15 protein-coding genes are annotated in these 14,428 nt (G+C 56.9%); 5 read left to right on the top strand and 10 right to left on the bottom strand.

The window, feature by feature from the left end; genetic code table 11:
* Nucleotides 1–52: 52 nt before the first annotated feature.
* The 10 genes from curA to TG4357_RS09185 form a co-directional block, all read right to left on the bottom strand.
* Nucleotides 53–1,096, bottom strand: coding sequence for an NADPH-dependent curcumin/dihydrocurcumin reductase (gene curA, locus TG4357_RS09230; RefSeq protein ID WP_058262589.1), 1,044 nt, complete (start codon nucleotides 1,094–1,096; stop codon nucleotides 53–55).
* Nucleotides 1,097–1,194: 98 nt separating this feature from the next.
* Nucleotides 1,195–1,626: a PaaI family thioesterase gene (locus tag TG4357_RS09225; protein WP_058262588.1), complete on the bottom strand. Its 432-nt coding sequence runs from the start codon at nucleotides 1,624–1,626 to the stop codon at nucleotides 1,195–1,197.
* Nucleotides 1,623–2,657 carry a phosphotransferase family protein gene (locus TG4357_RS09220; RefSeq protein WP_058262587.1) on the bottom strand — a complete coding sequence of 345 codons (1,035 nt, stop codon included), beginning with the start codon at nucleotides 2,655–2,657 and terminating at the stop codon, nucleotides 1,623–1,625. The genes TG4357_RS09225 and TG4357_RS09220 overlap by 4 nt, the downstream gene beginning before the upstream one ends.
* A 9-nt stretch (nucleotides 2,658–2,666) precedes the next feature.
* The gene (locus tag TG4357_RS09215; protein WP_058262586.1) at nucleotides 2,667–3,335 is read right to left on the bottom strand and encodes a histidine phosphatase family protein; all 669 of its coding nucleotides are present in this window, start codon (nucleotides 3,333–3,335) and stop codon (nucleotides 2,667–2,669) included.
* A gap of 60 nt (nucleotides 3,336–3,395) precedes the next feature.
* The gene (locus TG4357_RS09210; protein WP_058262693.1) at nucleotides 3,396–4,598 is read right to left on the bottom strand and encodes an acetyl-CoA C-acyltransferase; all 1,203 of its coding nucleotides are present in this window, start codon (nucleotides 4,596–4,598) and stop codon (nucleotides 3,396–3,398) included.
* 22 nt (nucleotides 4,599–4,620) lie between these two features.
* Nucleotides 4,621–5,550 (bottom strand): SDR family NAD(P)-dependent oxidoreductase, encoded by a 930-nt coding sequence (locus TG4357_RS09205; RefSeq protein WP_058262585.1) that lies wholly within the window; start codon nucleotides 5,548–5,550, stop codon nucleotides 4,621–4,623.
* Complete coding sequence (locus TG4357_RS09200; RefSeq protein WP_058262584.1) at nucleotides 5,547–6,026, bottom strand: MaoC family dehydratase; 480 nt, start codon at nucleotides 6,024–6,026, stop codon at nucleotides 5,547–5,549. The genes TG4357_RS09205 and TG4357_RS09200 overlap by 4 nt, the downstream gene beginning before the upstream one ends.
* A 2-nt stretch (nucleotides 6,027–6,028) precedes the next feature.
* A complete protein-coding gene (locus TG4357_RS09195; RefSeq protein WP_058262583.1) occupies nucleotides 6,029–6,847 on the bottom strand; it encodes an SDR family NAD(P)-dependent oxidoreductase in 819 nt (272 codons plus the stop codon).
* 10 nt (nucleotides 6,848–6,857) lie between these two features.
* Nucleotides 6,858–7,991 carry an acyl-CoA dehydrogenase family protein gene (locus TG4357_RS09190; RefSeq protein WP_175473940.1) on the bottom strand — a complete coding sequence of 378 codons (1,134 nt, stop codon included), beginning with the start codon at nucleotides 7,989–7,991 and terminating at the stop codon, nucleotides 6,858–6,860.
* Nucleotides 7,992–8,002: 11 nt separating this feature from the next.
* Nucleotides 8,003–9,199, bottom strand: coding sequence for an acyl-CoA dehydrogenase family protein (locus tag TG4357_RS09185; RefSeq protein WP_058262582.1), 1,197 nt, complete (start codon nucleotides 9,197–9,199; stop codon nucleotides 8,003–8,005).
* 135 nt (nucleotides 9,200–9,334) lie between these two features.
* Between TG4357_RS09185 and TG4357_RS09180 the strand changes: the two genes are divergently transcribed.
* The 5 genes from TG4357_RS09180 (at nucleotide 9,335) to TG4357_RS09160 (ending at nucleotide 14,327) form a co-directional block, all read left to right on the top strand.
* Nucleotides 9,335–10,573, top strand: a complete 1,239-nt coding sequence (locus tag TG4357_RS09180) for a branched-chain amino acid ABC transporter substrate-binding protein (RefSeq protein WP_058262581.1) — start codon at nucleotides 9,335–9,337, stop codon at nucleotides 10,571–10,573.
* 70 nt (nucleotides 10,574–10,643) lie between these two features.
* Nucleotides 10,644–11,576, top strand: coding sequence for a branched-chain amino acid ABC transporter permease (locus tag TG4357_RS09175; RefSeq protein ID WP_058262580.1), 933 nt, complete (start codon nucleotides 10,644–10,646; stop codon nucleotides 11,574–11,576).
* The gene (locus tag TG4357_RS09170; RefSeq protein ID WP_058262579.1) at nucleotides 11,573–12,853 is read left to right on the top strand and encodes a branched-chain amino acid ABC transporter permease; all 1,281 of its coding nucleotides are present in this window, start codon (nucleotides 11,573–11,575) and stop codon (nucleotides 12,851–12,853) included. Before TG4357_RS09175 ends, TG4357_RS09170 begins: the two co-directional genes overlap by 4 nt.
* Nucleotides 12,850–13,623 (top strand): ABC transporter ATP-binding protein, encoded by a 774-nt coding sequence (locus tag TG4357_RS09165; protein ID WP_058262578.1) that lies wholly within the window; start codon nucleotides 12,850–12,852, stop codon nucleotides 13,621–13,623. The genes TG4357_RS09170 and TG4357_RS09165 overlap by 4 nt, the downstream gene beginning before the upstream one ends.
* On the top strand, nucleotides 13,620–14,327 hold the full coding sequence (locus TG4357_RS09160; RefSeq protein WP_233487456.1) for an ABC transporter ATP-binding protein: 708 nt from the start codon (nucleotides 13,620–13,622) through the stop codon (nucleotides 14,325–14,327). Before TG4357_RS09165 ends, TG4357_RS09160 begins: the two co-directional genes overlap by 4 nt.
* The last annotated feature ends 101 nt before the right edge of the window (nucleotides 14,328–14,428 follow it).

Genomic DNA, 14,428 nt, shown 5'->3' with positions numbered 1-14,428 from the left:
GGGGGCAATGCCCCCCTTTTTTCTGTTTGCCGCAGGTCAGGTATTGTTTGACTCAATCAGCCAGTTTGACGATCTGTTTGCCGAAATTGCCGCCCTTGAGCAAATTCATGAAGGCCCGCGGTGCGTTTTCCAGACCTTCGGCAATGTCTTCGACCGATTTGATCTTGCCAGAAGCGACACGCGGCCCGGCATCGGCAAGGAAGGTCGGGTAACGGTCATAATGATCCGAAATGATGAAGCCATGCACATGCATCCGGTTCACCAGAATGCTGCGCCACATCTTCGGTAACTGATCTTTCGCGCCCTGCTGATTGGCACCCAGAGCGCCCGCATTGTACCAGGCAACCATACCGCAAAGCGGGATCCTGGCACCAACATTCATCAAGGGAAGCACCGCTTCCAGCACCTTGCCGGCAACGTTTTCGAAATAGATATCGATGCCGTCCGGGCAGGCTTTTGTTAACGCATCGCGCAGCGCCTTGGCATCGTCATAGGCGTAATGGTCCAGGCATTCGTCAAACCCGAAGGTTTCCTTGGCCAATTTGCATTTGTCAGGCCCCCCAGCGATGCCGACGACGCGCAGGCCCAGTTGTTTGCCCATCTGCCCGACCATCGATCCGACCGGTCCGGTGGCCGCAGCCACGACCAGGGTTTCACCCGCTTTCGGCTTGCCATATTCCGTCAGTCCGAACCAGCCGGTGAAGCCCGGCATGCCCAATACGCCAAGCGCATTGGTAACGGGCCCATGCGCGGGGTCGAGTTTCTGAAGTTGATTGCCCGGCAGGCAGCCATGGCTGGCCCAGCCGAACATGCCAAAAGCGAAATCGCCGGGGGTGAAGTTTGGGTGGTTCGAAGCGATCACCTCGCCCACGGCGCCACCTTCCATCGTATGGTCGATTTCGACAGGTTTGGCATAGGATTTGGCATCATCCATACGGCCCCGCATGTAAGGGTCAAGCGACATATGCGTCACCCGGACCAGAACGTCACCATCGCCCGGTACCAGCATCGGGGCGTCTTCCAAGCGGAAATCTTCGTCGGTCGGTTCACCCGTCGGGCGACGCGCCAATACGATTCTCTGCATCATATCTGTCATTGTGTCTCTCCTCTTCATTGGCCTTCATTCTGGGACAAAAGCCCTGAAATGAAAGGACGTTCATGGATTTGAGGGATTGACATCACGTCATTTTTCCCTCAAACGCCGCGGTAGCGAAATACGCCTGTTCCGGTTGCGATCAGGGTGCCCAGTTCGTCTGTCACCTTGGCTTCGGCGAAAAACGTTTTACGTCCGCCACCGGTGCGAAACCCTTCGCTGATCAACAGCTTGCCCATGAGCTGGCCGACGTAGTTCACGTTCAGTGACAAGGTCATCGCCAGCTGCTTTTGGTTGGGAATACCGGTATAGCATCCGGCAAACCCCATCGCTGTATCCAGCAACGTGGCATGCACCCCGCCATGGGGAATGCCATACCGGTTGCCAAGATGATCCTGCATCGGTAGTTCGACCCGGGCGTAATCCTTGTCCCAGCCGGTGATCTGGAATCCCAGATGCTTTTGCAATGCATATGGATCTTCGGAAAGCGCGGGGTCGATTTCACTGTTTCTCACATCGGGTCCTTCCGTCATACGGTTTTCGCCGCTGCCAGCCCGTGTTCGGCGAAGGTGCCAACATGACTGCCAAGCAATTTCGCCCGCTCCGGGTTCGAAGCGTTGCCGTCCAGCGCACGTTTGTAAACGCCCTGAATGATCCCAGCCATGCGAAAGAAGGTGAAGGCCAGATAGAAACCGAACTTGTCGATCCCGGCCAGATTGCGGCGGGCGCAATAAGCGTCGACAAACCCTTCATCGCTCATCAACCCTTGGGCGGAACGATCCACTCCGGCCAAACCGCGGCCTTCGGCACCCGGGGGCATCGACCATTGCATAATCACCGCGGCCAGATCGGCATAGGGATGACCGGTGGTGGATAATTCCCAATCCAGCACAGCGGCGCATTCGGGTCGGTCCTTGTTAAACAGCATGTTATCGATGCGGTAATCGCCATGCACCAGCGTGCGTTGGCCGTCCTCGGCCGGGATGTTGGTGTCGAGCCAGGAAATCAGCTCGTCCATTGCCGGGATCGTATCGGTTTCAGAGGCGCGGTATTGCTTGGTCCAGCGGTCGATCTGGCGACGGTAATAATTGCCCTCGGGGCCATAATCGGACAACCCGGTGGCGACCAGATCGATATTGTGAATTGCGGCCAGCACCCGGTTCGTTTCGTCGACGATCGGCAACCGATCTTCCTTCGACAGTTCCGGCAGGCGCGGATCGTTGAAGTGACGCCCGATAACTTCTTCCATCACATAGAAGGCCGACCCGATCACACTGTCATCTTCACACAGCAAGTGCATCTTGGCGACTGGGACGTCGGTCCCTTGTAATGCACTTTGTACCCGGAATTCGCGGTCTACCGCATGGGCAGATTTAAGCAAAACCCCCGGCGGCTTGCGGCGCAGAACGTAATTCTTCTTCGGTGTGCGGAGCCGGAAGGTGGGATTGGATTGTCCGACATCGAATTTGTCCGCTTCGAGCGGTCCTTCGAAATCCTTTAGATGTGCGCGCAGATAGGCAGCGACGGCTTCGGTATCCAGCTTGGTAGGGTCTGCTTTTGTCATGATCGGCTCTCAGCTATAGGTGAGCAGGGGATCGGCATTTGCCGCCGTGATATGCGGGGTTTCGTTGAACCCATGCAGGTAGAAACTGCGCTCGGAAAAAACAAAGCGGTTCACGGCGCAGTTCTTCATTTGCAATTGCAATTTGATCTGTTGTTCCGACGGGGTGCAAAGTGTGGCAGCAATCATCTGACCGATCGCCCCTCCTGAACTGACCGCGACGATTTTTTCCGCTCCGCTTTCGATCATCATCTGGCGGGCGGCTTCGACCCGACCGACAAAGCTGGCCCAGGTTTCCGGAGGATCGACGATTTCATCGCGTTGCCAGGCCAGAACCGTGTCGCGCAGGGTGCGGAAATGAGATTTCCGTTCATCGTGCATGTGGTCCGGTGCGGTACGGTTGCGGTAATGAGCATCGAGCAGGGATTTGAAATCGAATTCGTTGAGGCCCGCATGGATCTGCGCTTGCTGCGGATCGCGGCCCATGCCTTTTAGTATGCCTTCCAGCGTTTCGCGGTGGCGCCTCTGCGCTCCGATGAACAGACCATCCGGTTGCACGCCTTGTTCGGCCAGCGCCTTGCCCAACGCAAAGGATTGCTCATGGCCCAAGTCGGACAGCACATCATAATCTGCCGCACCGAAAGACGCCTGCGCGTGACGGATCAAATAGAGTTCGGGCATATAGGGGGCCTTTATTGGGAAAAGGGGGCCGCAATGATCTGCGGCCCCGTATGTTACTGATCAGAGAACTTCAAACAGGCCGGCAGCGCCCATGCCACCGCCCACACACATGGTGCAGACCACGTATTTTGCGCCGCGCCGCTTGCCTTCGATCAGGGCGTGGCCGACCATGCGGGCACCAGACATGCCATAAGGATGGCCGATCGAAATCGCGCCACCATTGACGTTCAGCAGTTCATTCGGAATGCCCAGAACCTTGGCCGATTGCAGAACCTGACAGGCAAAGGCTTCGTTCAGTTCCCACAACCCGATATCGTCCATGGTCAGGCCATGTGCTTCCAACAGTTTCGGCACTGCATAAACCGGACCAACGCCCATTTCATCTGGTTCCAGACCGGCAGCCATAACGCCAACATAGCGGCCCAGCGGTTGCAGCCCACGCTTTTCGGCAACGCTTGCTTCCATGATCACGGCGGCAGATGCCCCGTCAGACAACTGCGACGCGTTGCCAGCGGTGACAAATTTGCCCTCTTGCACGACCTGACCGTTCTTGAAGACCGGCGACAACCCGGAAAGACTTTCCAGCGTGGTCGACGGGCGATTGCATTCGTCCCTAGAAATCGTGATTTCCTTGTCCGACACTTCGCGGGTTTCCTTGTTTACCACTTTCATCACGGTGGTCAGCGGCACGATTTCATCATCGAACTTGCCGGCTTCTTGTGCTGCTGCGGTACGCTGCTGCGATTGCAGGGCAAAGGCGTCCTGGTCTTCGCGGCTGACGCCATAGCGTTCCGCGACGATTTCGGCGGTTTCCAGCATTGACATGTAAAGCTCGGGCTTGTGTTCTTTGATCCAGGCATCGGCCAGCCAGTCGGTCCGCATCTTGTCGTTCTGAACCAAGCTGATCGATTCAACACCGCCACCGATGGCGATATCCATACCGTCATGAACGACCTGTTTTGCGGCGGTGGCGATGGCCATCATGCCGCTGGCACATTGCCGATCCATCGACATGCCCGAGATGGTCACGGGCAAGCCGGCGCGGATGACCGCTTGACGACCGATATTGCCGCCAGTCGATCCCTGTTGAATCGCAGCGCCGATGATGCAATCCGAAATCTCGGACCCGTCCAGACCAGCGCGGGACACGGCATTGGAGACCGCATGACCGATCAGGGTCTGAGCCGAAGTGTTGTTGAAAGCGCCACGAAAGGCTTTGCCGATCGGGGTGCGGGCGGTTGAAACGATTACTGCGTCACGCATTTTGGAATCCTTTTGGTCAGAGTTATTCGCCGGGCAGGGTGACGCCACGCGCCGCCGCTGCATTCCGGACATATTTGTGGGTCTGTTCGAAAGCGTTTGCCATCACCTGTTGGTTCGCAGGATCGCGGATTTCTGCCATCCTGGCCAGAACCGTTTCCGGGCTCAGCTCTGCGTCTTGCAGAGTGATGCCTTCTGTTTCGTAGATCTTGGTTTCCGCGAAACAACCGGCACCCGCGCCAAGGATCATCTTGGACGGCGCGTCGTCGCTGACCAGAGCCAGCAGGCCGGGGGTGATGGTTTCGGGTTTCAGCAACGCCAGCAGTTCGGCAGGGATCAGGTTTTCGGTCATCCGTGTTGCTGCCGTGGGGGCCAGCATATTGGCCCGCACATTGTATTTCGCACCTTCGATGGATAGCACGTTCATCAGCCCCAGCATCGCCGATTTCGCCGCGCCATAGTTCGCCTGACCGAAATTGCCGTACATCCCCGAGGCCGAGGTGGTGAAAACGATGCGCCCGTATTCCCGTTCGCACATGTGCCGCCACAGCGCATGAGCGGTATGGACCGATCCTGCCAAATGTACATCCATCACCATCTGGAAATCTTCCAGTGTCATCTTGGCAAAGGTCTTGTCGCGCAGGATGCCGGCATTGTTCACCAGAATATCGACATGGCCAAATTCGGAAATGGCTTCGTCCACCATCGCCTGAACCTGCGCGGCATCTGCGACGTTGGCTCCGTTGGCGATCGCTTTGCCTCCCTCCGAGCGGATTTCTTCCACCACTGCGCGGGCTGCATCGGACCCCGATCCGGTCCCATCCGTCGAGGTCCCCAGATCGTTGACCACTACCTTGGCCCCGCGTGCCGCAAGGCCAAGCGCATGGCTGCGACCCAGACCGACACCCGCGCCGGTGACAATGGCAACGCGCCCGTCAAAACGTACTTCGCTCATGCTTTTTCTCCGAAATAGCGGCGACCCAGCCATTGGGCCACAAGGGCGGGTTTTTCCTGCCCCTCGATTTCAACCGTCACATCCATCATGGACTGGAATTCGCCGGGTCTGATTTCATCGAACGCGGCCAGCACGAACCGCGCCCTGATCCTGGCCCCCACTTTCACCGGCGAAACGAAACGGACCTTTTCGAATCCGTAGTTCACCCCCATGACAACGCCTTCGATGCTGGGCATTTGATAGACCATAGCTGACAACATCGACAGCGTCAGGAACCCATGCGCAATGGTGCTGCCAAAGGGGGTTTTCGCTGCGGCTTCGGGATCGACATGAATGAACTGGTGATCCTCGGTGCAGTCCGCGAACTGATCGATTCGGCTCTGATCGATGGTGAACCAATCCGACACGCCCATTTCTTTGCCCAGCAGGGCTTCGAATTCTTCCCGGCTGATTGTTTTGCCTGAAGGCAATGTCATGATCACAGATCCTCGTTGAACAGGGAACCCGGGGCGTTCGATTGCATCCCGCCCGACAATGGCAGGATCGCGCCGGATACATAAGACCCACCGCGGCCGCAAAGATATTGCAATGCACCGGCGATATCTTCGGGGCAGCCGACCCGGCCAAGCGGGACACCTTCAGCAGATTTTTTCTGGCCTTCTTCGGTGCCGATGGCAAACGCGGTCATCTTCGACACGAACGGCCCTGGAGCAATGGCGTTTACCGTGATGCCTTCGGGAGCCAGATCGTTCGACAGAACCCGGGTCATATGGTGAACTGCACCTTTCGACACGGCGTAAGAATAGGTCTGGGTGCCCTTGGGAATGTCCCCCATGACCGATCCGACATTGACCACGCGGGCGGGGTCTTGGGGCGTGCTGGCCGCTTTCAACAGCGGCAGCAATTGCTGGGTCAGATGGAACATGCCGGTGACGTTAAGGCTCAGCAGCTTTTCCCAAGCCTGATAGGGATGCTCCCCAATGGCCGCACCCCAAGTGCGGCCGGCGTTGTTCATCAGAATATGCAGCTTGTCGGTGCGCTTGTTCACTTCTGCAACCAGCGCGTCAATACCCGCTTCGGTGCTGACATCGCCCGCGAACCCTTCGGCGCTGCCGCTATAATCCATGCCGTTTAGTTCCGCTGCGACCGCGCCGCAGGCATCGGCCTTGCGGCTGGCGATCAGCACTCGGGCACCCGCAGCGACCAGTCCTTCAGCGGCCATGCGGCCAATCCCACTCGACCCGCCAGTGACCAAAGCCACCTTGCCAGTCAGATCAAACAAATCATTCGGTGTCATGTTGTCCTCCTCAGAACCCGCGTGCGGCAGCAACCTGCGCCGCGTGATAACCATAATCGCCCAGCCATTCGGCCCCGACCCGAGCCCGTTTCATGAAAAAACCGATGTCGTATTCATCGGTCATGCCGATGCCGCCATGCATCTGCACCCCTTCGGATACTGCCAGTTTCGCTGTTGCGGTGGCGCGCGCCTTGGCGACCGACACGGCCAGCGTGGCCTGATCGGGGGCTTCGTCAAGAATGCGACCGGCATTGATCACTGCAGAAGCGGTAATCTCGATTTCGCTGAACAGATGCGCGGCGCGGTGTTGCAGTGCCTGAAACGACCCGATGGTGCGGTCGAATTGCTTGCGTTCCTTCAGATACCCGATGGTCATCGCATACGCGCCCGCCGTCAGGCCCGAAAGTTCGGCCGCCAATGCTGCCTGACCTGCTTCCAGACCGTGACGCAGCGTTACGAAACCGTTGTCCAGTTCGCCCACGATATCTTCGCCGGTGGCTTCCAGCCCCTCGAAGTTCAGCCGCGCGTGATCACGCGAATCAATCGTGCTGATCGTTTTGCGGCTCAACCCGGCCCGTTCGACATCGATATCGAACAGGGTCAAACCCGACGCATTGCCCGGTTCGCCGCCAGTGCGGGCCAGAACCAGCACCCGGTTGGCGCTACCGCCATCGGCGACGAATGTCTTGGCACCGGACAGTCGATAGCCGTTGCCGGATTTTTCTGCCTTCAGCGCTGTCTTCGCGGGGGCGTGTTTTGGGCCCTCATCCACCGCAATAGCGTAGATCGATTCACCCGACGTGATCTGCGCCAGCGCGTCTTTGGCCCGGCCAGTCGCGGCACCCCGCAATGTCGTTGCGGCCATCACGGCCGATGAAATGAAGGGCGATGCAGCCAAAACCTGACCCATTTCTCCGGCCAGAATACCGGCCGCGCGATGGCCCATATCGGCCCCACCCTGTTCTTCGGGCACCAATACGCCGGTCCAACCCATCTGAGCCATTTCGCGCCACAAGCCGGGATCGAACGGACGGCCTTGATCGCGATTGGCGCGCAGGGCGGAAACTGGGGATGCATCGTTCAGAAACCCGCGGGCAGAATCGCGCAGCAGGGTTTCGTCTTCGGTTTCTAGAAGACTGGTCATTCGCAAATTCCTTATTTCAAAGGCAGTTCAAGGACGCGCTTGGAAAGGATGTCCAGCATCACTTCCGAAGTGCCGCCTTCGATCGAATTGGCCTTGGTACGCAGCCATTCCGGTGCCAACGATCCGTGCGGCCCGTCCCATTCCACGCCTTCGCTGCCGGATGCTGACATCAGCAATTCGTAACGCCGCTTGTTCATTTCGGTGCCATAATATTTCAGCATCGCGCTGGCATTGCCCACGCCGCGCCCCGATTCCGCCTGATCCTTGTAGCGATCCAGTGTCATGCCAAAGGCAAGGCTGTCGACTTCCAGTTCCATCGCTTGCGTGTTGATCACCGGATCGGCCAAGATGTCGGTATCGAGGCTGGACAGGAATTCACCCATCGACCGACCGCCCAGCAACCCTTGCGCACCGCTGCCGATCATTTCGCGTTCATGGGTCAGCAAATGTTTCGCCACATCCCATCCCCGGTTGATTTCACCGACCTGCGACGGGATATTTTCACCATAGGATTTAGGCACCTTCACGTTATCGAAGAAGGTTTCGCAGAACGGCGACTTTCCGGAAATCAGCTGAATTGGCTTGGTGCTGACGCCGGGTGTGGTCATATCGATCAGAACAAAGGAAATGCCTTTGTGCTTGGGCGCATCGCGGTCGGTGCGGACCAGCGCGAAAATCCAGTCGGCCTTGTCGGCGTAAGAGGTCCAGATCTTTTGCCCGTTGATCAGCCAATGATCCCCCATGTCTTCGGCCCGGGTTTGAACGCTGGCCAGATCGCTGCCTGCGCCGGGTTCGGAATACCCTTGGCACCAGCGGATCTTGCCGCTGGTGATCTGGGGCAAGAAATGCAGTTTTTGTTCTTCGGTACCAAAGGCCAGCAGGGCCGGTCCCAACATCCATAAACCAAAGCTTTCCAGCGGGCTGGGGGCTTTCAGGCGCACCATCTCGTCGCGGAAAATCTTTTCTTCCGCTCGGCTCAATCCTGCACCGCCATAGGCCGTCGGCCAGCGCGGTGCGGTCATGCCTTTGGTGATGGCGTTTTCCATCCAAACACGTTGGTCGTCGTCGTCGAAGGTCCAGTTGCGACCACCCCAGACAATGGAATCTTCACCAATCGGACGGTTACGCAGCGTCGCGGGGCAATTCTCGACGATCCAATCGGCTATTTTCTCGCGGAATTTTGACAAATCCGTCGTATTATCTGCCATGTCACCCCTCCCTTGGTGAATGTTTCGCATAGCAGAATAGAGTTTCACAAAAAGATTGACAAGCAGCGAGTAGGCGCTTTTGATCAGGGACGGAAATGACGTTGCGGCGTCATTTAATGACGGGAGGAAAAATCTATGAGACTACTTTCATCGGCGGCGCTTGCAGCGGTCATGAGCGTTACAGCCCTTTCCGGCGCATCAGCCGATACGCTGAAAATCGCCTTTATCGATCCGCTTTCGGGACCATTTGGGCCGACAGGCCAGGACGGGCTGAACGAATGGGAATACGCGGCCGAGCAGATCAATGCCAAGGGTGGCATCAACGGTAACCAAGTCGAAGTTACCGGTTACGACAACAAGGTTAACCCCAAGGAATCGTTGGTTCAGCTGCAAAAGGCGCTCGACAACGGTGTTCGTTATATCGCGCAGGGCAACGGTTCTTCGGTGGCTTCGGCGCTGATTGATGCCATCACCAAGCATAACAAGCGGAACCCCGGCGAAGAAGTTCTCTTCCTGAACTACGCTGCGGTTGATCCGTCCTTTACCAATGATCGTTGCAACTTCTGGCATTTCCGCTTTGACGCTGATTCTGACATGAAGATGGAGGCCATCACCGATTGGGTGAAGGGCCAGGAAGACATCAAGAAAGTTTACATCATCGGGCAGGACTATTCCTTCGGTAAGGCCGTCGCGGCCGCTGCCGAGAAAAACCTGACTGAAAAACGCCCCGACATCGAAATCGTCGGCAACGAACTGCATCCGCTGGGCAAAGTGAAGGATTTCACCCCTTATGTGCAGAAGATCATCAGCTCGGGCGCCGATGCGATGATCACCGGCAACTGGGGTGCCGATATGGTGCTTCTGATCAAAGCGGCGATCGATTCGGGTTTCGACGGCAAGATCCTGACCTATTATGGTGGTTCGCGAGGAGCAGCCACAGCGATGGGGCAAGCTGCGGTCGGCCAAGTCATGGCGATTGTCGAGCATAATACCAATCTGGAAATGTCGGATGCCCATGCGGCCTATGTCGACGGGTACGAAGCCAAGTATAGTGAAAGCAACTACTATTATCAGCGCATCGACAACGCGATGCACATGCTGGCGATGGCGGCTGAAAAAGCCGATAGCATTGATCCGGTAGACGTGGCCTTCGCTCTGGAGGGCATGACCTATGAGGGGCCGACCGGCACCTTGACCATGCGCGCCGACAACCACCAGGTGTTGCAGCCAATGTTCATGTCAACCTTCTCGGATAATGTGGCTCGTGGTGTGGACAATGGACCATTTGGATGGGTGGCGGATGATGCCGCACGTATCGAAGCGGAAGACACTCGCACCGAAACCACCTGTCAGATGACGCGCCCGAGCAAATAAGGCGGCGAAATCTGAATCCAAGAACGGTGCCGCGTGAAACCACGCGGCACCTTACTGCTAAGAGGTTTTCATGGAAACGATCGTATTTTCACTCCTCAACGGGGTGATTTACGGGCTCCTTTTGTTCATGCTGTCAAGCGGTCTGACACTTATCTTCAGCATGATGGGCGTTCTGAACTTCGCCCATGCCAGCTTCTACATGCTGGGAGCCTATTTTGCCTACACCATCTCCGAAGCCAGCAGTTTCTGGGTGGCCCTGATTTTTGCCCCGATCCTTGTCGGATTGGTGGGTGCATTGGTGGAAAAATACGGACTTCGAACGGTTCACGTAAATGGGCACGTAGCTGAATTGTTGTTCACGTTTGGACTGGCTTACCTGATCGACGAGGTGGTAAAGATCATTTGGGGCCGCAATGCAGTTGACTACAAGGTTCCGGAATTGCTTGATTTCCCGCTGTTCGAATTGTTCGGCGCGCAATATCCGGCCTATCGGATTTTTACTCTTTTCGTGGCCTTGGCCATGCTTGCAGGACTTTGGTTCATCCTGAACCGTACCCGTGCAGGTCTGATCATTCAGGCGGCGTTGTCGCATCCGCATATGGTGGGACATCTGGGGCATAATGTACCGCGGATTTTCATGACCGTGTTTGGTGTCGGTTGTGCGCTGGCCGGTCTGGCGGGCGTAATCGGTGGCAACTACCTTGTGACTGATCCCGCAATGGGAGTGCAGATGGGCCCGATCGTGTTTGTCGTTGTCGTCGTTGGTGGGTTGGGCAGCCTGATGGGGGCATTTCTGGCCGCTATGATACTCGGGCTTTTGCAGACTTTCGCAGTCGCCATTGATGCCCGCTTTGCCGATATTTTCGGTTGGTTGGGGCTGGATGCCACATCCGAGCTGGGCAGCATTACAATCGCATCGCTGGCTCCGATGATTCCGTTCCTGATGCTGGTACTGGTTCTAATGATTCGTCCGCGCGGTTTGTTGGGGGATCGTGAACTATGAGCAATATCGCAACTGATACAATGATTTCGCTGTCGCCGAGCGGCAGTCAGAAATTTATGCAGCGGACTGTGCCGCTGATCATTTTCGCTGTGATCCTGGCGGTGATTCCGGTCTTTGGACCATCGCGCACGATGTATTCGCTTTTGAATGCGATGGGTGTGAATATCGTTTTCGCCATGTCCTACAATATGTTGTTGGGTCGGGCCGGATTGTTGTCCTTCGGGCACGCGGTCTATTTCGGGCTGGGTGGTTACGCTGCGGTGCATGCGATGGGCGCGATCGAAGCCGCGTCTTATGGCGATGGCGGATTTTGGGCCGGCTACCCGGTCTTTTTCCTGCCATTCATCGGATTTGCTGGCGGGGCATTGGCCGGGGCGGTGATAGGTTGGCCGTCTTGTCGTCGGGCCGGCACACCCTTTGCCATGATTTCACTCGGCGTTGCCGAGTTGATCTCGGCGGCAGGGTTCATGTTTGGATCCATTTTCGGTGGTGAAGAAGGCATTTCGGGCGACCGCATGAATGGGCCGGAAATGTTTGGCCTGTCGTTGGGTCCGATTAACGAAGTCTATTGGTTCATCGCGTTTTGGACCTTTATAGGCGTGTTGGGTATCTATGCCTTTACTCGTACGCCGCTCGGAAAAATGTCCGAGGCGACCCGCGACAATCCAGAACGGGCGGAATTCGTCGGCTATGATCCGCAAAAAGTACGCTATCTGGTGTTTATCTTCGCAGGTGGCTTCGCTGGGCTAGCCGGCGGCATGTCCGCTGTAAACTATGAAATCTTCACCCCCGAGGCGCTGTCGCTGGCCCCTTCTGGCATGGTTCTTCTGATGGCATATATCGGCGGTATTCGATATTTTGCCGGCCCGATTTTGGGTGCGATTCTGCTGACTTACATGCAATCGATGATGTCGGACTATTCGGAGGCTTGGTTGCTTTATCTGGGACTGCTGTTCATCGTGATCGTTATGTTTGCGCCCGGTGGTTTGGCGGGGATCTTCGGCGGGCTGTTTCGCGGGTTGCGCGGGGACAATCCGGCTGCGAGTCTGCGTCAGTGGGCCGTCCAGATCACGGGCATTGTGCTGATGATGATCAGTCTCGTCACCCTGATCGAGATGTCGGTGAACTGGTCGAACAATTACGGCGAGGTCTTCGAACCGTTCGGGATGCATCTGCCACATGACGGCGTGTTGACTTGGGCTGTGATCTTCATCCCATTCGTCGCCGGCGTTGGTATCCTGCGCAAAGCGCTTAAGAACAAGGAGGGCCAGGCATGAGTGTTCCGGCGCTTTCCATCAATAACCTGCATAAAAGTTTCGGCCCGGCACATATCATCCGGGGGGTGACGCTGGACATCGAACCGGGGGAACGCCACGCGATCATCGGGCCGAACGGGGCGGGTAAATCGACCTTGTTCAACCTGATTTCCGGCGGGTATCACCCCAGTTCGGGCAGCATCAAGCTGCGCGGCGAGGAGATCGGCGGGATGAAACCGTTCAAGATCAACCGCAAGGGGCTGTCGCGCAGTTTCCAAGTGTCGAACATCTTTTCGAACATGACCGTTCGGGAAAATGTCCGCTGCGGTGTGCTGTATTCGATGGGCTATGGGTACGGGTTCTGGCGCAATGTCGGCAATCTGCATGACGTTCAAAGGAAAACTGCGGAAATCCTTGAAAGTGTTGATCTTCTTGACAAGGCGCAGCTGCCAGCGGCGCTGCTTCCCTATGCTGATCAGCGCACTTTGGAGATCGCCATCACCATCGCGGGGGGGGCGGATGTGATCATGCTAGACGAACCCACCGCAGGCATGTCGCATTCGGAGACCGAACGCGCGGTGGCGCTGATCAAACAGGCGACCGAAGGCAAAACGCTGCTGATCGTGGAACACGATATGGGCGTGGTTTTCAACATGGCCGACCGGATCAGCGTGCTGGTTTACGGCGAAATCATCGCCACCGACAAGCCGATGGCAATCCGTGGCAATGAAAAAGTGCGCGAAGCCTATCTGGGCGACGAAGCCGATGCGATCGAAGGAGATGCGGCATGACCCAGGCGATGCTGTCCGTGAAGGACCTGAACGCCTATTATGGCAAATCCCATGTCCTGCGTGGCGTGAATATGGAAATCATGCCGGGCGAAGTGATCGCGCTCTTGGGCCGCAATGGCGTGGGGCGTTCGACCACCGCCAAGGCGATCATGGGGGAAGTGGAACCCAAGGGTGAAATTACCTTCAAGGGGCAACCGATTTCGGGTCTGGAAAGCTATCAGATTGCGCGGTTGGGTCTGGGCTATGTTCCTGAAAGCAGGGATATTTTCCCTGCCATGACCGTGCGTCAGAACCTGATCCTTGGGATCAAGGACATGCGGCATCCGGGCAAACATACGGTCGATCAGATGCTGGATATGTTCCCCAACCTGCGGGCCCGGGCAGACAATCTGGCCGGGGTTCTGTCGGGCGGGGAAAAGCAGATGTTGACCATGTGTCGGACCCTGATGGGCGATCCTGAACTGATCATCATTGATGAGCCGACCGAAGGTCTGGCCCCCAAGATCGTGCATCAAATCGGTGACGTCATCGCGGAAATTGCCAAGACCGGCGTGTCTATTTTGCTGGTAGAACAGAAGCTTAGCATCGCTTTGCGGATCGCAGACCGGGTCTATGTCATGGGGCATGGCGAAATTGTCTATTCCGGTACGCCGGAAGAATTCAAAACCCGGGACGATGTCCGCGCCGAGTGGCTGGAGGTCTGAACCAGCGGCTGTGGCGTCAGAAAACCGACATCACGAGTTCGCCAATACATTTTAGTCGCATTAGCCCGTAAAGATCGTAGGATGTGAGCGATTCTGCGAAA

Origin of the sequence: Thalassovita gelatinovora, from assembly GCF_001458355.1 — a bacterium.
Lineage (GTDB): Bacteria > Pseudomonadota > Alphaproteobacteria > Rhodobacterales > Rhodobacteraceae > Thalassobius > Thalassobius gelatinovorus.
The sequence above is the reverse complement of the archived record's forward strand: the minus strand, read 5'-3'. Positions and strand labels throughout refer to the sequence as shown.